The sequence below is a fragment of the Arthrobacter melezitosi genome, from assembly GCF_054511055.1.
In genome coordinates, this window is the sequence record NZ_JBTNDJ010000001.1 from 494,252 (window position 1) to 512,617 (window position 18,366).

The 18,366-nt window shown below is 71.6% G+C and carries 13 protein-coding genes; 11 read left to right on the top strand and 2 right to left on the bottom strand.

Features of this window, described 5'->3' with window-relative positions:
- Positions 1-55 precede the first annotated feature (55 nt).
- From glmS to mgrA, 8 genes are all read left to right on the top strand, one after another.
- Positions 56-1,996, top strand: a complete 1,941-nt coding sequence (gene glmS / locus ACX80W_RS02485; protein WP_459280095.1) for a glutamine--fructose-6-phosphate transaminase (isomerizing) — start codon at positions 56-58, stop codon at positions 1,994-1,996.
- A gap of 21 nt (positions 1,997-2,017) precedes the next feature.
- On the top strand, positions 2,018-2,374 hold the full coding sequence (locus ACX80W_RS02490; RefSeq protein WP_459280097.1) for a holo-ACP synthase: 357 nt from the start codon (positions 2,018-2,020) through the stop codon (positions 2,372-2,374).
- 24 nt (positions 2,375-2,398) lie between these two features.
- On the top strand, positions 2,399-3,973 hold the full coding sequence (locus ACX80W_RS02495) for a bifunctional ADP-dependent NAD(P)H-hydrate dehydratase/NAD(P)H-hydrate epimerase (RefSeq protein WP_459280200.1): 1,575 nt from the start codon (positions 2,399-2,401) through the stop codon (positions 3,971-3,973).
- Between the two features lie 177 nt (positions 3,974-4,150).
- Positions 4,151-6,337, top strand: coding sequence for a glycogen debranching protein GlgX (gene glgX / locus ACX80W_RS02500; protein WP_459280099.1), 2,187 nt, complete (start codon positions 4,151-4,153; stop codon positions 6,335-6,337).
- A gap of 97 nt (positions 6,338-6,434) precedes the next feature.
- Positions 6,435-8,753: a malto-oligosyltrehalose synthase gene (treY, locus tag ACX80W_RS02505; protein WP_459280100.1), complete on the top strand. Its 2,319-nt coding sequence runs from the start codon at positions 6,435-6,437 to the stop codon at positions 8,751-8,753.
- Positions 8,750-10,498, top strand: a complete 1,749-nt coding sequence (gene treZ / locus ACX80W_RS02510; RefSeq protein ID WP_459280102.1) for a malto-oligosyltrehalose trehalohydrolase — start codon at positions 8,750-8,752, stop codon at positions 10,496-10,498. Before treY ends, treZ begins: the two co-directional genes overlap by 4 nt.
- A 2-nt stretch (positions 10,499-10,500) precedes the next feature.
- Positions 10,501-12,057, top strand: coding sequence for an FAD-dependent monooxygenase (locus ACX80W_RS02515; protein WP_459280104.1), 1,557 nt, complete (start codon positions 10,501-10,503; stop codon positions 12,055-12,057).
- A gap of 45 nt (positions 12,058-12,102) precedes the next feature.
- Positions 12,103-13,149 carry an L-glyceraldehyde 3-phosphate reductase gene (gene mgrA / locus ACX80W_RS02520; RefSeq protein WP_459280106.1) on the top strand — a complete coding sequence of 349 codons (1,047 nt, stop codon included), beginning with the start codon at positions 12,103-12,105 and terminating at the stop codon, positions 13,147-13,149.
- Between the two features lie 70 nt (positions 13,150-13,219).
- Here mgrA and ACX80W_RS02525 read toward each other — a convergent pair whose 3' ends face one another.
- Together ACX80W_RS02525 and ACX80W_RS02530 are read right to left on the bottom strand one after the other, a co-directional pair.
- A complete protein-coding gene (locus ACX80W_RS02525) occupies positions 13,220-14,569 on the bottom strand; it encodes a family 4 glycosyl hydrolase (RefSeq protein ID WP_459280108.1) in 1,350 nt (449 codons plus the stop codon).
- Positions 14,570-14,690: 121 nt separating this feature from the next.
- Positions 14,691-15,470, bottom strand: a complete 780-nt coding sequence (locus ACX80W_RS02530) for a class I SAM-dependent methyltransferase (RefSeq protein WP_459280110.1) — start codon at positions 15,468-15,470, stop codon at positions 14,691-14,693.
- Positions 15,471-15,544: 74 nt separating this feature from the next.
- On the opposite strand from ACX80W_RS02530, the gene ACX80W_RS02535 reads away from it, so the two are divergent.
- The 3 genes from ACX80W_RS02535 to tsaE are packed head-to-tail and all read left to right on the top strand — an operon-like array spanning position 15,545 to position 18,366.
- Entirely contained in the window at positions 15,545-16,633 is a 1,089-nt protein-coding gene (locus ACX80W_RS02535) for a PfkB family carbohydrate kinase (protein ID WP_459280112.1), read from the top strand.
- Complete coding sequence (alr, locus tag ACX80W_RS02540; protein ID WP_459280114.1) at positions 16,626-17,831, top strand: alanine racemase; 1,206 nt, start codon at positions 16,626-16,628, stop codon at positions 17,829-17,831. Before ACX80W_RS02535 ends, alr begins: the two co-directional genes overlap by 8 nt.
- Complete coding sequence (tsaE, locus tag ACX80W_RS02545) at positions 17,824-18,366, top strand: tRNA (adenosine(37)-N6)-threonylcarbamoyltransferase complex ATPase subunit type 1 TsaE (RefSeq protein ID WP_459280115.1); 543 nt, start codon at positions 17,824-17,826, stop codon at positions 18,364-18,366. The genes alr and tsaE overlap by 8 nt, the downstream gene beginning before the upstream one ends.

Consider the following 18,366-nt stretch of genomic DNA (forward strand, 5'->3'; position numbering starts at 1 on the left):
TTCTGCCCCGTGGCCCTTACATTAACAAACGCACCGTGCCGGTAGGCTTGGGGGCATGTGTGGAATCGTAGGTTATGTAGGCCGGGACCACGGCCAGGGAAGTCAGGCGCTGGACACCGCAGCGCCCGCAGTCAGCGGCGAAAACGCCGACGGCCAGCACAGCGCACTCGATGTCGTCATGGAGGGGCTCCGCCGCCTCGAATACCGCGGCTACGACTCCGCCGGGGTGGCTGTCCTGACGCCGTCGGGCATCGAGTCCCGCAAGAAGGCAGGCAAGCTCACCAACCTCATTGACGAACTCGCCGCCGCGCCCCTGCCCCGGTCGCTGACGGGCATCGGCCACACCCGCTGGGCGACGCACGGCGGACCCAGCGACCAGAACGCGCACCCGCACCTCGCCGACGAGGGCCGGCTCGCCGTGATCCATAACGGCATCATCGAGAACTTCGCCGAGCTCAAGGCCGAACTCGCCGCCGATGGCGTCGAGTTCCTCTCCGACACCGACACCGAGGTGGCCGCCGGCCTGATCGGTGCCATCTACCGCGGCCTCGTGGACAGCGGCGCCACCGGCGACCTCCTCACCCAGGCCATGCAGCAGGCCTGCCAGCGCCTCGAGGGCGCCTTCACCCTGCTGGCCATCCACGAGGACCAGCCCGGCGTCGTCGTGGCCGGACGCCGCAACTCCCCGCTCGTTGTCGGGCTGGGCGAGGGCGAGAACTTCCTGGGCTCGGACGTCTCCGGCTTCATCGACTTCACCCGCCGCGCCGTCGAACTCGGCCAGGACCAGATCGTCACCATCACCCCCGAGGAGGTCACCATCACCGACTTCTTCGGCGCGCCCGCGGAAGGCCGGGAGTTCCACGTCAACTGGGACGCCGCCGCCGCCGAAAAGGGTGGCTACGACTCCTTCATGGAGAAGGAGATCAACGACCAGCCCGACGCCGTGGGCCAGACCCTGCTGGGCCGCTCCGACGCCGCCGGCAACCTCGTGCTCGACGAGCTGAGGATCAGCGAGTCGATCCTGCGCACCGTCGACAAGATCGTCGTCCTGGCCTGCGGCACCTCCGCCTACGCCGGGCAGGTCGCCAAGTACGCCATCGAGCACTGGTGCAGGATCCCCACCGAGGTCGAACTCTCGCACGAATTCCGCTACCGCGACCCGATCGTCAACGAGAAGACCCTCGTGGTGGCCATCTCCCAGTCCGGGGAGACCATGGACACCCTGATGGCCGTGCGCTACGCCCGCGAGCAGGGCGCCAAGGTGGTGGCCATCTGCAACACCAACGGCTCCACCATCCCGCGCGAATCCGACGCCGTGCTCTACACGCACGCCGGCCCGGAGATCGCCGTCGCCTCGACCAAGGCGTTCCTTGCGCAGATCACCGCCGCCTACCTGCTGGGCCTGTACCTGGCGCAGCTGCGCGGCAACAAGTTCCGCGACGAGATCGCCGAGGTGATGGACAACCTCGCCGAGGTCCCAGCGAAGATCCAGGCGATACTCGACGATGCCGACAAGATCAAGCAGCTCGGCCGCGACATGTCCGGGGCCAAGTCGGTGCTCTTCCTGGGCCGCCACGTCGGGTTCCCCGTCGCCATGGAAGGCGCCCTGAAGCTCAAGGAGCTCGCGTACATCCACGCCGAAGGCTTCGCCGCCGGAGAGCTGAAGCATGGCCCGATCGCCCTGATCGAGGAGGGCCAGCCGGTCGTCGTCGTGATGCCTTCGTCCTCGGCGCCGAACTCCCTGCACGCCAAGGTGGTCTCCAACGTCCAGGAGATCCGCGCCCGCGGTGCGATCACCATCGTGATCGCCGAGGAAGGCGACACCTCGGTCGAGGCGTACTCCGAGCATGTCTTCTACGTCCCGGCCAGCCCCACGCTGCTGGCGCCGCTGCTGACGACCGTCCCGCTGCAGATCTTCGCCCTGGCCCTGGCCTCCGCGAAGGGCTTCGACGTCGACCAGCCGCGCAACCTGGCCAAGTCGGTCACCGTTGAGTAGGACCCCGGGCCGGGCCCGCCCGTGATCGTCGGAATCGGCGTCGACGTCGTGGACGTCGAGCGGTTCCGGCGGCAGGTCGAGCGCACCCCCGGGCTGATCGAGCGGCTGTTCGTGCCCGCCGAGCGCGGCCTGCACGTCCGCTCCCTGGCCGCGCGGTTCGCGGCCAAGGAGGCGGTGGCCAAGGCGCTCGGCGCGCCCGCCGGCATGAACTGGCAGGACTGCGAGGTGCGCGTCGATGAGGCGGGCGCCCCGTCGATCGTGCTCACGGGTACGGTCAAGGACGCCGCCCGGCTCAAGGGCATCGCCTCCTGGCACCTGTCGATGAGCCACGACGGCGGCCTGGCCAGCGCCATGGTCGTCGCCGAGGCGCCGGGGTAAATAGTAACCAGACTGACTAATTTGGTGCTGGCCGCTAAGCTCGTCTATATGCTCAAAGCCTTCACCGCCGGTCAGGTCCGTGCAGCCGAGGAACCCCTCCTCGCTGCCGGGCAGGGCGCTGCGCTGATGCAGCGGGCGGCCCACGGGCTTTTTGCCGTGGCGGCCGGCATGCTCCGGGACACCGGCGGCCTCTACGGGCGGACGGTCGTGGTGCTGGCCGGCGGCGGCAACAACGGCGCCGATGCCCTCTACGCCGCGGCGCGGCTGGCCCGGCGCGGCATGGCGGCCACGGCGGTCTCCGTCTCCGGGCGCATCCACCCCGGTGCCCTGGCGGCGTTCACCGGCGCCGGAGGCCGGCTTGAGCGACTCACCCCCGACAACACGGCCGAGCTGGCCGCGCGGTGCGCCGACGCCGACCTGATCCTCGACGGGATCCTCGGCACCGGCGCCAGCGGATCCCTCCACGGCCCGCCGGCGGCCCTCATCAACGCGGTCAACACCCTGGCGGGTCCGCGGGGGAACCGCAGGCCACGAGTCCTCGCCTGCGACGGCCCCAGCGGGGTGGACCTCGACTCCGGCCGGGTCGAGGGCCCGGTGCTGCGTGCGGACGCCACGGCAACCTTCGGGGCAGCCAAGGCCGGGCTGCTCACCGGCGCCGGAGCGCTCGCCGCCGGGGAACTGAACGTCATCGACATCGGCCTAGGCCTGGCCAACGGCACCGCGGCCGAGCCGGCCGTCCGCCGCCTCGAACTCTCCGACGCCGCGGCGCTGTACCGCCGGCCGCGGGCCACCGACCACAAATACACCCGCGGGGTCCTCGGCATCGCCGCCGGGTCCGAGCAGTACCCCGGGGCCGCGGTCCTGGCCACCGGGGCGGCTCTGGCCACCGGCATCGGCATGGTCCGCTACCTCGGGCCGCGCAGCGTCGGGACCCTCATCAACGCGGTGCATCCCGAGGCGGTGTGCTCCACCGGAGGCGTCGCCGAGTCGCGGTCCCAGGCCTGGCTCGTGGGGCCCGGGGCGGTCGGCGACCCCGAACAGTCCCGCCGCGCGCGGGATGCGATCACCAGCGGTCTGCCCGTCGTCGTCGACGCCGGAGCGCTCGCCGAGGTGCCCCGGACGGTCGGCCCGCAGGTCATCCTCACCCCGCACGCCGGGGAACTTGTCGCCTTGCTCAGCGGCCGCGGCCGCCACGTCAGCAGGGAGGCCATCGAGGCGTCACCGGCCGAGTACGCGCTGGAGACGGCCCGGCTCACCGGGGCCACGGTGCTGCTCAAGGGATTCACCACCGTGACCGCCGCCCCGACGGGCGAGGTCTTCAGCCAGGCGGACGCAACGCCGTGGCTCGCCACGGCCGGGGCGGGGGATACCCTGGCCGGCATCCTCGGCGCCCTCGCCGCCGCCGCCGCCGAGGACGGCGCGGCGGCCGCCCGGGCGGGAGTGCCCGAGGGCGCGAAGTGGGCCGCCGTCGCCGCGGCCGCGGCACTGATCCACGGATCGGCCGCGCACCGGGCCGCCCGACGCGGCCCCGTGATCGTCTCGGAGCTCCCCGCGGAGATCGGCGCGGTCATCGCCGGGCTGCTCGGGGCGCCGGATTGACCGGTGTTCACGTGCCCGTTACCCGCGTGAGGTACACCATGGGAAGCCGTCCCATCGCCGGCTGCGGTCACCGCCGCCTGCCGGCCGCCGGTCCCGGAACCCGCACCGGCAGCCCCGGCCCACCCTGACCTTTCCCCCACCACCAGACTTTCAATGAACACACCAAGGAGCACAAACATGGAACTATGGCCCGGCGAAGCGTATCCCCTGGGGGCGACCTATGACGGCACGGGGACGAACTTCGCGCTCTACAGTGAGATTGCGGAGTCCGTCGTGCTCTGCCTGTTCGACAACGACGGCACCGAGACCCAGGTGCCCCTGAAAGAGGTCGACGGCTACGTCTGGCACGGCTACCTGCCGCAGGTCGCCCCGGGGCAGAAGTACGGCTTCCGGGTCCACGGCCCGAACAACCCCGCCGAGGGGCACCGCTGCAACCCGAACAAGCTGCTGCTGGACCCGTACGCCAAGGCCGTCCACGGACAGATCGACTGGGACCAGGCGCTCTTCGGCTACAACTTCGGGGACGAGAACTCGGTCAACAACGAGGACTCCGCCCCGCACATGATGCTCGGCGTCGTCGTCAACCCCTTCTTCGACTGGGACGGCGACCGCAGGCCCCGCACGCCCTACCACCAGTCGTTCATCTACGAGGCCCACGTCAAGGGCCTGACCATGCTGCACCCCGAGGTCCCCGAGGAACAGCGCGGAACCTATGCCGGCGTCGCGCACCCGGCGGTGGTGGCCCACCTGCAGAAGCTCGGCGTCACGGCCATCGAGCTGATGCCCGTGCACCAGTTCGTCAACGACAGCACCCTGCAGGAAAAGGGGCTCTCCAACTACTGGGGCTACAACACCATCGGGTTCTTCGCCCCGCACAACACCTACGGGTCCACGGGCGACCAGGGCGAGCAGGTCCAGGAATTCAAGGCCATGGTCAAGGAACTGCACCTGGCCGGGATCGAAGTGATCCTCGACGTCGTCTACAACCACACCGCCGAGGGCAACCACCTGGGCCCCACCCTCTCGATGCGCGGCATCGACAACTCGGCCTACTACCGGCTGGTGGAGGACGACAAGCAGTACTACATGGACTACACGGGCACCGGTAACTCCCTGAACGTCCGCAACCCGCACTCCCTGCAGCTGCTGATGGACTCCCTGCGGTACTGGGTCACCGAAATGCACGTCGACGGCTTCCGCTTCGACCTCGCCTCCGCCCTGGCCCGCGAGTTCTATGAGGTGGACCGGCTCTCGGCGTTCTTCGAACTCGTCCAGCAGGACCCGGTGGTCTCGCAGGTGAAGCTGATCGCCGAGCCGTGGGACGTCGGGCCCGGCGGCTACCAGGTGGGCAACTTCCCGCCGCAGTGGACCGAGTGGAACGGCAAGTACCGCGACACCGTGCGCGACTTCTGGCGCGGTGAGCCCTCGAGCATCGGCGAGTTCGCCTCGCGCCTCACCGGCTCCGCCGACCTCTACGAACACTCCGCCCGCCGGCCCGTGGCCTCGATCAACTTCGTCACCGCCCACGACGGTTTCACCCTGCGCGACCTCGTCTCCTACAACGAGAAGCACAATGAGGCAAACGGCGAGAACAACAACGACGGCGAATCGCACAACCGCTCCTGGAACTCCGGCGTCGAAGGCCCGACCGACGACCCGAAGGTGCTCGGGCTGCGCGCCCGCCAGCAGCGCAACTTCATCGCCACCCTGCTGCTCTCCCAGGGCGTCCCCATGCTCCTGCACGGCGACGAACTCGGACGCACCCAGAACGGCAACAACAACACCTACGCCCAGGACTCCGAGCTCAGCTGGGTGCACTGGGACAAGATGGACCAGCCCCTGCTGGAGTTCACGGCGGCCGTCAACCGGCTGCGCTCGGAGCATCCGACCTTCCGCCGCCGGCGCTTCTTCGACGGGCGGCCCGTGCGCCGCGGCGAGGGCGAGGCGCTGCCGGACATCGTCTGGCTGGACACCGCGGGCGAGCTCATGGCCCCCGAGGACTGGAACAGCGGCTTCGGGCGCTCCATCGGGGTGTTCCTCAACGGCCAGGGGATCCGGGGCCGGGATGCGCGCGGCCAGCGCATCACCGACGCCAACTTCCTGATGTACTTCAACGCCCACGACGAGGCGGTCGACTTCACCATCCCGACCGAGGAGTACGCGCCCACCTGGGATGTCGTCATCGACACCGCGGGCAAGTACGCCGACACCGCGCCCATCTCCGCGGGCGCTGTGACCTCCATCGAGGGGAAGTCCATGGTCGTGCTGAGGTCGCACACGGAGGTGGAGGACCTCGACCACTCCGTGGCCGCCTCACTCGCCATCCTCGCCAATGAGGTCACGGCGAAAACCGGCACCGCCTAGGCCGGCACGCCCCAACCGGCACCGCACACGATCGGCGCTGCCGGGCCCGCCCGGGCCCGGCAGCCAGCAGGACATCCAGCCCTCCAGGAGGAAATGCGTGAAGACACCGAAATCGACCTACCGGCTGCAGATTCGGAACGAATTCGACCTGCGCGACGCCGCGGCGCTGGTGCCGTACCTTTCCGACCTCGGGGTGGACTGGGTGTACCTGTCGCCGATCCTGACGGCGGAGCGGGGCTCGGGCCACGGCTACGACGTCACCGACCCCACGGCCGTCGACCCGGCGCGCGGTGGGCGGGAGGCCCTCTCGGAGCTTTCCGCCGCCGCGCGGGCCGCCGGCATGGGCGTGCTGGTGGACATCGTGCCGAACCACATGGGCATCGAGACGCCGGCGGACAACCCCTGGTGGTGGGAGCTGCTGCGTGGGGGCCGGGACTCCCGGATGGCGGAGGCGTTCGACGTCGACTGGAACGCCGGCGGGGGCCGGATCCGGATCCCGGTGCTCGGGGACGGCCCCGACGAGGAGTCCGCCCTGCAGGTCGTCGACGGCGAACTGCGGTACTACGACCACCGCTTCCCCCTCGCCGAAGGATCCTTCGCGCCCGGGGACACCGCGGCCGAGGTCCACGCCCGCCAGCACTACGAACTGGTGAACTGGCGCCGCGCGGACAGCGAACTGAACTACCGGCGCTTCTTCGGCGTGAACACCCTCGCCGGGCTGCGCGTCGAGGTGCCGTGGGTCTTCGAGGAAAGCCACAGCCAGATCCGGAGCTGGTTCGCGGACTCGCTCGTGGACGGGCTGCGCATCGACCACCCCGACGGCCTCGCCGACCCGGTCGGCTACCTTTCGGACCTGCGCGCCCTCACCGGCGGGGCCTATGTGCTCGTGGAGAAGATCCTCGAACCCGGGGAGGAGCTCCCGGCCGGCTGGGCCTGCGAGGGCACCACCGGCTACGACGCGCTCGCCGAGATCGACCGGCTCTTCACCGACCCCGCCGGGGAACACGGGCTCACCTCCCTGGTTCCCGTCGAGCCGTTCCACGAGATGATCCACGGCACCAAGCGCGCCATCACCGACGGGATCCTGCGCTCGGAAGTGCTGCGGCTGGCCCGGCTCGTCCCCGGCGACGCGGGCCTCGACCCGGCCGAGGCCGCCGACGCCCTGGCCGAGCTGCTCACCTGCTTCCCCGTCTACCGCAGCTACCTGCCCGACGGCGCCGACTACCTTGCCGACGCCGTGCGGGACGCCTCGGTGCGCCGGCCGGACCTGGCCGCCGCCGTCAAGACCCTCCACCCGCTCCTCGACCCGTTCCTGGAGGGCGGCCCGGACGCCGCGCTGACCGAACTCTCCCGCAGGTTCCAGCAGACCTCGGGCATGGTCATGGCCAAGGGCGTGGAGGACACCGCCTTCTACCGCTACAACCGGCTCGTCTCACTCAACGAGGTGGGCGCCGACCCGTCGATCTTCGCCCTCGACCCGCTGGAGATGCACCGGCGCCTGCTGCAGCGCGCCACCGGCAACCCGCTGTCGATGACCACCCTGAGCACCCACGACACCAAGCGCAGCGAGGACACCCGGGCGCGCATCTCCGTCCTGTCCGAACTGCCGGGGGAGTGGGCCTCGGTCCTGGCCCGGCTCAACGAGGCGGCACCGATCGGCGACGACTCCTTCGCGCCGCTGCTGTGGCAGTCCCTTCTCGGGGCGTGGCCGCTGAGCAGGGAACGCGCCCACGCCTACGCCGAAAAGGCGGCACGCGAGGCCGACGCCAGCACCCACTGGACCGCCCCGGACGAGGCGTTCGAGTCGGCGATGCACGCCGCAGTCGACGCGGCGTTCGACGACGCCCGCGTGTCGGAGCTCCTCACCTCCTTTGTGGAGCGGATCCAGCACGCCGGGTGGTCCAACTCGCTGGCGGCGAAGCTCCTGCAGCTCACCATGCCCGGCGTCCCGGACGTCTACCAGGGCACCGAATTCTGGGACACCTCGCTGGTGGACCCCGACAACCGCCGCGAGGTCGACTACGGGGCACGGAAGCAGGCCCTCACCGACCTCGACTTCGGGGCCCGGCCCGCGGTCGGCGCCGACGGCCGGGCCAAACTGCTCGTCGTCTCCCGTGCACTGCGGCTCCGCCGGGACCGGCCGGAGCTGTTCACCGGGTACGAGGCCGTGCACGCCTCGGGGCCCGCCGCCGACCATCTCTTCGGCTTCGACCGCGGCGGGGCCCTGACGTTCGTCACCCGGCTGCCCTCCGGGCTGGAGGCCGGCGGGGGCTGGAACGGCACCACGGTGGAGCTTCCGGAGGGCCGTTACACCTGCGCCTTCACCGGCACCACGATCGACGGCGGCACCGTCCAGGTGGCCGACCTCTTCCCAGCACTGCCCGTAGCGCTTCTCACCAAGGAGGATGCATCATGAGCACTTTCGACGTCTGGGCACCCCGCGCGGAGTCCCTGGTCCTGACGATTAACGGCACCGACCACCCCATGAGCCCGGCCGGGGGCGGCTGGTGGAGCGCCCCGGCGTCGGCGCCGTCCGGGCCCGACATCGACTACGGGTTCAAGGTGAACGGGTCGCCGACCGCCGTGCCGGATCCGCGCTCGCGCCGCCAGCCCGACGGCGTCCACGGCCTGTCCCGGACCTTCGACCCGTCCGCCCACGACTGGCAGGACGCCGGCTGGTCCTCACCCGGCATGGACGGCGGGGTCATCTATGAGATGCACCCCGGCACCTTCACCCGCGAAGGGACCCTCGACGCCGCCATTGAGCGCCTCGATCACCTCGTGGACCTCGGGGTGCGCTACGTCGAACTGCTGCCGGTGAACGCGTTCAACGGAACGCACAACTGGGGCTACGACGGGGTGCTCTGGTACGCCGTGCAGGAGACCTACGGGGGCCCGGCCGCCTACCAGCGCTTCGTCGACGCCGCACACCAGCGCGGCCTCGGCGTCATCCAGGACGTCGTCTACAACCACCTGGGCCCGAGCGGCAACTACCTCGGCCAGTTCGGCCCCTACCTCACCGAGGGCATGAGCAACACGTGGGGCGACTCGCTGAACCTCGACGGGCCGGACTCGGACGAGGTGCGCCGCTACATCACGGAGAACCTGCTGATGTGGTTCCGGGATTACCATGTGGACGGGCTGCGCCTGGACGCCGTGCACGCCCTCCACGACGAGCGCGCCGTGCACATCCTCGAGGAGTTCAGCGAGAAGACCGACGCGTGCGCCACCGAACTGGGCAAGCCGCTGTTCCTCATCGCCGAGTCGGATCTCAACAACCCGCGGCTGATCTCCCCGCGCAGCGTCCACGGCTACGGGCTCGCCGGACAGTGGAGCGATGACTTCCATCACGCGGTGCACGTGAACCTGACGGGGGAGACCGACGGCTACTACGAGGACTTCAACTCGGTCGGCGCGCTGGCGAAGGTCCTCACCGAAGGGTTCTTCCACAACGGCACCTACTCCTCGTTCCGGGCACGCCACCACGGCCGTCCGCTGGACCCGGAGCGGATCTCGCCCCTGCAGCTGGTGGTCTGTGCCCAGAACCACGACCAGATCGGCAACCGCGCCGCAGGGGACCGCATCAGCGCCTCCCTGAACACCGCGCAGCTGGCCCAGGCCGCCGTGCTCACCCTCGCCGGCCCGTTCACCCCCATGCTGTTCATGGGCGAGGAATACGGTGCCACCACCCCGTGGCCGTTCTTCACCTCCCACCCCGAGCCCGAGCTCGGCAGGGCGACCGCCGAGGGGCGGCTGCGCGAGTTCGAGCGGATGGGCTGGAACCCCGAGGACGTGCCCAACCCGCAGGACCCGGCGACGTTCGCGTCGGCCAAGCTTGACTGGGCCGAGGCGGAAAAGCCGGAGCACCAGGAACTCCTTGCAACCTACCGCTCCCTCATCCGGCTCCGGGACTCCGAGCCCGACCTGAGGGAACCTGACTTCCGGAGCGTCTCCGTGGACTTCAGCGAGGACGAACGGTGGCTGGTGCTGCGGCGGCGGCGCACCGCCGTCGTGCTGAACCTCGGCGGCACGGAGCGCACTGTGCCGCTTCCCGCCCGGGACGCCACCGTCCGGCTCTCCACCGTCGACGGCGCCACCACCGGCCCCGATTCGGTGACCCTGCCGGCCCACGGTTCGCTGATCCTCACCCTGGCCGGCTGACCATGACCGGGGGAGAACGGAGCACCGATGTCCTGATGGTGGGTGCCGGCCCCACGGGCCTGATGCTCGCCACCTGGCTGCGCCGCCTTGGCATCGACGCGATGCTCGTCGATGCCAAGGCCGAACCGACACGGGAGTCCCGCGCCATCGGCCTGCAGTCCCGCACCATGGAGATCTACGACCAGCTCGGCGTCATCGAACCGGTGCTCGACCAGGCCCAGAAGGCGCTCACCCTGAAGCCCGGCTACGGCCGCCGCTCCTTCGGCGAGATCCCCCTGGCCACCCTCGGCACCGGACTCACCCCATATCCGGGACTGCACTTCCTGGAGCAGAGCAAGAACGAGCGGATCCTCCTCGCGGAGCTTGAGCGCCGCGGCGGCGAAGTGCTGTGGAACCGGCGCCTGACCGGGCTCACCGCCGAGGCCGGGGCCGCCGGCGCCACCGCGGTCTTCGACGGCGCGGAGGGCCCGCTCACCGTCACCGCCCGGTACGTGGTGGGCTGCGACGGGGGATCCTCCCCGGTGCGCACCCTGAGCGGCATCCCGTTCGAGGGCGTGACCAACGAACACACCTTCTACGTCGCGGACGCCCTCGAGGTGCAGGGACTCTCGAAGGCCAGTGTGGAGGTGCGGCTGTCCGGCGATGACTTCATGCTGGCGTTCCCCCTGCGCTCCGCCGAGGAGGGGACCCGGAACTACCGGTTGATCGGGGTGATCCGCAGCAGCGGCAATGCCGACATCGCCGAGGACCTGGCACGGGAGCGCCTCTCGCGCCTGTTCGGCGTCACCTACGACACCTCCCGCTGGTTCTCGACCTACCGGGTCCACCACCGGGTCGCCGCGGCCTTCCGCAAGGGTCCTGTGTTCCTCGCCGGGGACGCCGGCCATGTCCATTCCCCGGTCGGAGCGCAGGGCATGAACACGGGGCTGCAGGACGCCCACAACCTGGCCTTCAAGCTTGCCGACGTCCTCACCGGGAGGGCCGGTGAGGAGCTCCTCGACCGGTACGAAGTCGAGCGGCGTCCCGTCGCCCTGCGGCTTGTCAGCGTCACCGACAGGCTGTTCGCCGGGGTCACCTCCGGGACGCCGACCGCCCGGACGCTGCGCAGGTTCCTGCCCCGGATCGCCGGGCCCTTCGCCGTGCGGGTGGTGCCGCGGATCCCCGTCGGGTCCCGGGCCGCCGGGTACCTGGGCCAGCTGCGCATCCACTACTGGATGAGCGGGGGAGCCAAGGCCGCCGCCCGGGGCCGCCGCGGCCGGATCGTGGGGCGGCGCCTGCCCTGGACCGGCGTCAACTTCACCGTCCTCGCCGATCCCGCCTGGCAGGTCCACAGCTACGGCGAGGCGGACACCGAAATCACCGAGGCGCTCGCCACGTCCCTCGGCCTGCCGGTGCACCGGTTCCCCGCCGCACCCGCGGTGGGCCTGCTCCCGGGCCGGTTCTACCTCGTCCGCCCCGACGGTTTCGTCGCCGCCGAGGCCCCCGCACACCGCGCCGTCTCCATACTCCGCGCGGCCCTCCCGGCGGAATGGAAACCCGCCCCGCCGCCCGGGCCCTAGGGACCCGGCCGCCGGGCGGCCGGCCGGCCCGCATAGGATGGTTTCATGACTTATTGCCCCGCTGAAACCCGTTATGACTCAATGCCCTACCGCCGCGTCGGCCAAAGCGGCCTGCACCTGCCGGCCGTTTCCCTGGGGTTGTGGCACAACTTCGGGGACGACAAGCCATTCGACACGCAGCGGGCCATCCTGCGGCGGGCCTTCGATCTCGGCGTCACGCACTTCGACCTCGCGAACAACTACGGGCCCCCCTACGGCAGCGCGGAGACCAACTTCGGCCGCCACTTCGCCGACGACTTCCGTCCGTTCCGCGACGAGCTGATCATCTCCAGCAAGGCCGGCTACGACATGTGGCCCGGCCCGTACGGCAACTTCGGCTCCCGGAAGTACCTGCTGGCGAGCCTTGACCAGTCGCTGAACCGCATGGGCCTGGACTACGTCGACATCTTCTACAGCCACCGCCCCGACCCGGAGACCCCGCTCGAGGAGACCATGGGCGCCCTGGACACCGCCGTCCGCTCCGGCCGTGCGCTCTACGCGGGCATCTCCTCCTACTCCCCGGAGAAAACGATCGAGGCCGCGGCGATCCTGCGCGACCTCGGCACGCCGCTGCTGATCCACCAGCCCTCCTACTCCATGCTGAACCGCTGGGTCGAGAACGGCGAGCCGAACCTCCCCGAGGCCCTCGAGACGGTCGGCGCGGGCTCCATCGCGTTCTCCCCGCTCGCGCAGGGCCTGCTGACCGACCGCTACCTCAACGGCGTTCCCGCCGATTCACGGGCCGCGGCGGACAAGTCCCTCTCCGGCGACCACCTCTCCGAGGACAACCTGCGCCGGGTGCGGGGCCTCAACGAGATCGCGGCCGGCCGCGGGCAGTCCCTGGCCCAGATGGCGATCGCCTGGATCCTGCGGCCGCAGGCCAAGGGCACCCCGATCACCTCGGCCCTCGTCGGGGCCTCCAGCGTGGCGCAGCTCGAGAGCAGCGTCGGCGCCATCGCCAACCTCGAGTTCACGAGCGGGGAACTGGCCGCGATCGACGAATTCGCCGTCGAATCCGACATCAACCTGTGGGCGAAGGCCCTGGAGGGCTGAGCCGGCAGGTCCCGCAGGAGCCCGCGTCCCGCCCCGGCGGGAGGCGGGCTCCTCCTGTGCTTCCGGGGCGTCAGCGCCAGCCGGCCCGCAGGTCGGGGAACGCGTCCTCGTAGCCGGCAAGCGCCGCGGCGGCGGCATGCGCCGAATCGATCAACGGGTGCAGGGTGAACGCCCGCAGCGCCGCGTCCCGGTCCCCGTGCACGGCCGCGCGCACCGTTTCCTGCTCCACCGCCTTGAGGGCGCTCATCAGGCCCAACTGGTGCCCGGTCGGGGGGCCGGCCGCGGGAAGGGGCTCGGCCCCGGCGCCCGTGACCCGGGCCGGCACCTCGACGACGGCATCGGCCGGCAGCCCCTCCACGGTGCCGCCGTTGCGGACATTGAGGATCAGCTCCGCCGGGGTCCCCGTCAGCAGGGCATGCATCAGGAGCAGGGCGATGCGCTCGTAGCCTCCTCCGGCGAGGTCCGCTTCGTCCCGTTCCTCCCCGGCCGTCCGGGCCTCGGCGAGGTAACCGCTCTCCCGCTCCCGCCGGGCCGCCTCCCACACCGCATAGGGCTCGGCGGACTCCTCAAGGTCCGTATAAAGCCGGTGCTGCTGCGCCAGCAGCACCTCGCCGCGGGTCCGGTCCGCCGAGCGCACCGCGCGCAGGGCCTCCCGGTGGAAGTAGTGGTAGAAGAGGTATTCATTGGGCAGGGCGCCGAGGACCCGCAGCAGGTCCGGCCCGAAGATGCGTCCTTCCTCGAAGGATGAAAGGCGCACCGGATCGGCCAGCAGCGCTGGCAGCCGGTCCTCGCCGTCGGCGTGCAGGCCCCGCAGCCAGCCCAGGTGGTTCAGGCCGAGGTAGTCCACGCCGCGCAGGGAGCCGGGGGCGATCGGAACCCCGGCGGCCGCCGCGGCCCGCGCCACCAGCCCCGAGGCCGAGTCGCAGATTCCGATCACACGGTTCCCCAGCACCGGCTGCAGGGCCTCGGTGACCATACCGGCGGGATTGGTGAAGTTGACCAGCCACGCCCGCGGGCAGCGCTCGGCCATCCGCCGGCCAAGGTCCAGCATGGCCGGGATGGACCGCAGCGCGTAGGAGATGCCGCCCGCCCCGACCGTCTCCTGGCCCAGCAGCCCGGCGGCCAGGGCGACCCGCTCGTCGCGGACCCGGCCGGCCGTTCCTCCGCTGCGGATCGCGGCGAACACGACGTCGGCCCCGGCCAAGGCCGTGTCGAGGTCCGTCTCGACGGTGACGGCCGGCGGCCGGGTGGTGCCCCCGGCGGGCATGGCGGCCAGGACCCGGGCGACCGCGCGGGCCCGGCCGGGATCGGCGTCGACGAGGGTGAGCGCATCGATCAGGCCCGCGAACCGGCCGGAGCCCAGCGCGCGGTAGACCAGCGGAACGCGGAAGCCGCCGCCTCCGACAATCACGAGCCTCATCGGCTGGAACCCTTCACGGTCCCGTTCCTTCCACAGTCCCTCCACCTTCCGCCCGGCCTAGGCAGTATTGTGCCGTATCGGGCCGCGGCCCGGACCCGGGCGGCGCGGCCCTGTCCGCGGTTCAGGTGGCCGCGCCGGATCCGCGGCCGGGCGCTCCGGCTCCGTCGGGACCCGGGCGCCGGCATCCGGCCCGGATCTGGAGGTGCCCGCCGCGGGCGGAGGCGGCTCTCACGTCATCGAGGTCGCGTTCCACGGCGGTCCACGGGCGGGCCGAGATGTCGGCGCCGCCGAGCCGGCAGGCGATCCGGGCGAGTGGGGCGGCGGCGGTGAAAACCCCGGTGGGTTCCTGCATGTCCAGCACGGCCAGAGCACCGTCCGCGGCGGTGAGCTCACGCATCATCGCCCAGGCCTGCTCCCGGTCCGGCATGAGCGAGAGCGCGTAGGTGGCGATCGCCGCCTCCGAGGCGGCGCGTCCGCCCGCGGCGGCGATCCGGCGCCGGAGGTCGGCCGGCGGGGAGGCTGTGGCATCGGCCTCGAGCAGGATCACGTTGGTCCAGCCCCGCCGTTCCGCCCGCCGCCGGGCCCGGCGGAGCATCCCGGGGCTGCTGTCGATGCCCACGATTGTTCCGGCCGGGCCGATCCTGGCCTGCAGCAGCGCAAAGTTGAGGCCCGTCCCGCAGCCGACGTCGAGCACCTGGGCCCCCGGCGGCGGGGCGAGCAGCGCGATGGCCTTCTTCCTGCCCGCCCGGTACACCGGGAACTCGCCGGACACCAGATCGTAGAACGGAGCGTACCTGCTGTACTTATCCGCGATGGCTGCTCCTTCCGGGTCCGCCCCCGGGCGGCCGGCGCCGGCGCCGGCACCGGATCGGAGCGGTGGGCTACAGCATAGACCCGGCACGAGCCGGTCCTGCCGGCGGCCGGGCCCGGTGGAGGGCCTCCCCGGCGCCGGGCACAGCGGGTAAGGTGCCCTACATGGCCAACCAGCACCGGTTCGACCCGCTCGCCGGGCGGCGGTCCCCGGAGGACCCCGAGTTCGACCTCCTGCTGGCCGGGCAGGTCTTCTTCGACATCACCTTCACCGGACTGGACCAGCTCCCACGCCCCGGCACGGAGGTGTGGACCGACGGCATGGGCTCCAGCCCCGGCGGGATCGCCAACCAGGCCATCGCCGCGGCCCGCCTCGGGCTGCGCACCACGCTCGCCGCCGCGTTCTCCGACGACGGGTACGGCCAGTTCAACTGGGACATCCTCCAGGACCAGGAGCACGTCGACCTGTCGCGCTCGCAGGTCTTCCGCAACTGGCACTCCCCGGTGACGGTCTCCCTCTCGGTGGAGCGCGACCGGTCGCTGGTCACCCACGGTCACGCCCCGCCCATGAGCGCCTCCGAGCTGATCGGCGTGCCACCACCGGCCTGCCGGGCCGCCGTCGTCAGCGTCGGCGGGGAACTCGAGCCCTGGGCGGCGGCCGCCACGGCCAACGGCACCCGGCTGTACGGGGACGTGGGGTGGGACCCGCACGGTGAGTGGGCGCCGCAGGTCCTCGACACACTCGGGCACTTCTACGCGTTCCTGCCCAACGACGTCGAGGCGATGGCGTACACGCGCACCGAGGACCCGTGGGCGGCCCTCTACGCCCTGGCCGACCGCGTTCCCGTCGCCGTCGTCACCGTGGGGCAGCAGGGCGCCATGGCCATCGATTCCCTGACCGGCGAGGAGGAGTGGGTGCCGGCGCTGCCGGTCACCGCCTACGACCCGACCGGCGCCGGCGACTGTTTCGCCGCGGCGTTCGTCATGGCCGACCTCGCCGAATTCTCCCTGGCGGACCGCCTCGGCTTCGCCAACCTGTGCGCGTCCCTGTCGGTGCAGGAGGTCGGCGGATCGCTCGCGGCGCCGGGCTGGGGTGACATCGCCGACTGGTGGCACCGGATCAGTTCGACGCGCGACGGCGTGCGCCGCCAGTGGGTGCGCCGCTACGGGTTCCTCGAGCACCTCGTCTCCGACGTTCCGGTGGAGGCGGTGCGCCGCGCCTCGGCGACCATCGCCCGCCATTCCGATGCCTGAGGGGGACTCCGCCGGTGACGGTGGCACAATAGGGCAAGTGAGTTTTTCCCCAGTCCCTGCCGAACGCACAGTAGAAATCGACCTCGACGCCATCCGGCACAACGTCCGGCACCTGCTCGACGTGGCCAGCCCGGCGCGGGTCATGGCGGTCGTCAAGGCGGACGGATACGGCCACGGCGCGGTCGCCGTCGCGAAGGCGGCGCTTGGGGCCGGAGCCTCCTGGCTGGGCACCGCGCACATCGCCGAGGCGCTCGAACTGCGCCGGGCCGGCCTCGACGCCCCGGTACTCGCCTGGCTGCACACCCCCGAGAGCGACTTCGCGGCGGGCATCGAGCAGGGCATCGACATCGGGGTCTCCGGCTGGGAGCTCGACCATGTCGTGGCGGCGGCCCGCCGGCTCCAACGGCCCGCCCGCGTCCACCTGAAGATCGACACCGGCCTCGGCCGCAACGGCTGCTCCCCGGAGCTGTGGGAAGGCCTGCTGAACCGGGCGCTCGAACACCAGGAGGAGGGCCTGCTGCGGGTGGTGGGGGTATTTTCCCACCTCGCCGTCGCCGACGAGCCGCACCGCCCCGAGACCGACGAGCAGCTGCGCCGCTTCCGGGACGCCGTGGCCGTCGCCGAGGACGCCGGGGCGGACCTCGAGGTGCGGCATCTGGCCAACACCCCGGGCACCCTGTCCCGGCCCGACTGCCACTTCGACATGGTGCGGGTGGGCCTAGGCCTGTACGGGCTTTCGCCGTTCTCGGACCAGAGCGCCGCCGACCTGGGCCTGCGCCCGGCCATGACCTTCGCCACGGTCGTCGCCGGCTGCAAGGAGGTTCCCGCCGGCCAGGGGGTGTCCTACGGGCTGTCCTACCGGACCGACCGGCCCACCACCCTCGGCCTGATCCCCACCGGGTACGGCGACGGCGTCCCGCGCATCGCCACCGGGGGTCCGGTCCGCGTCGACGGGCGCACCTACCCCGCCGTGGGCCGGATCGCCATGGACCAGCTCGTGATCGACTTCGGCACCCTGGGCCTCGCCGGCACCGAACGCAGCCCGCTGGGCCGCCGCGCTGTCCTGTTCGGCGGCGCCGGGGATCCGCCGGTCGAGGAGTGGGCCGCCGCCTCCGGGACGATCAACTACGAAGTCGTCACCCGCATCAGCAGCCGCGTTCCCCGGACCTACCTCAACGAGGATCCCGCCGGTGACTGAGCCTGTCCAGCAGTGGCTGCGGAGCCGGTCCGTCTCGTCCGCCGGCGAACTCCAGGCGGTGGCCGAGGAGCTCGGGCCGGCGCTGAAGGGCGGGGACCTGCTGATCCTCACCGGCGGCCTCGGGGCGGGGAAGACGACCTTCACCCAGGGCCTGGGCCGCGGCCTCGGCGTGCGCGGCGCCGTCATTTCCCCCACCTTCATCCTGGTCCGCAACCATCCCTCCCTCTCCAGCGGCCCGGCGCTGGTGCACGTCGATGCCTACCGGCTGGAGTCGGCGGAGGAACTCGACGACCTCGACCTTGAGGCCACCCTCGACTCGAGCGTCACCGTCGTCGAATGGGGTGCCGGGCGCGCCGAGCACCTCTCCGACAGCCGGCTCGAAATCACCATCACCCGGCCCACAGGCGGCGACCCGGTGGGCGGGCCGGGGATCACCACGGACTTCAGCGACGACGCCGACGAGGAGCGGGAACTGCGGGTGGCGGGCTTCGGCCCCCGCTGGTCGTCAGGACCGCCGGCCGGGCTGCTCGACTAG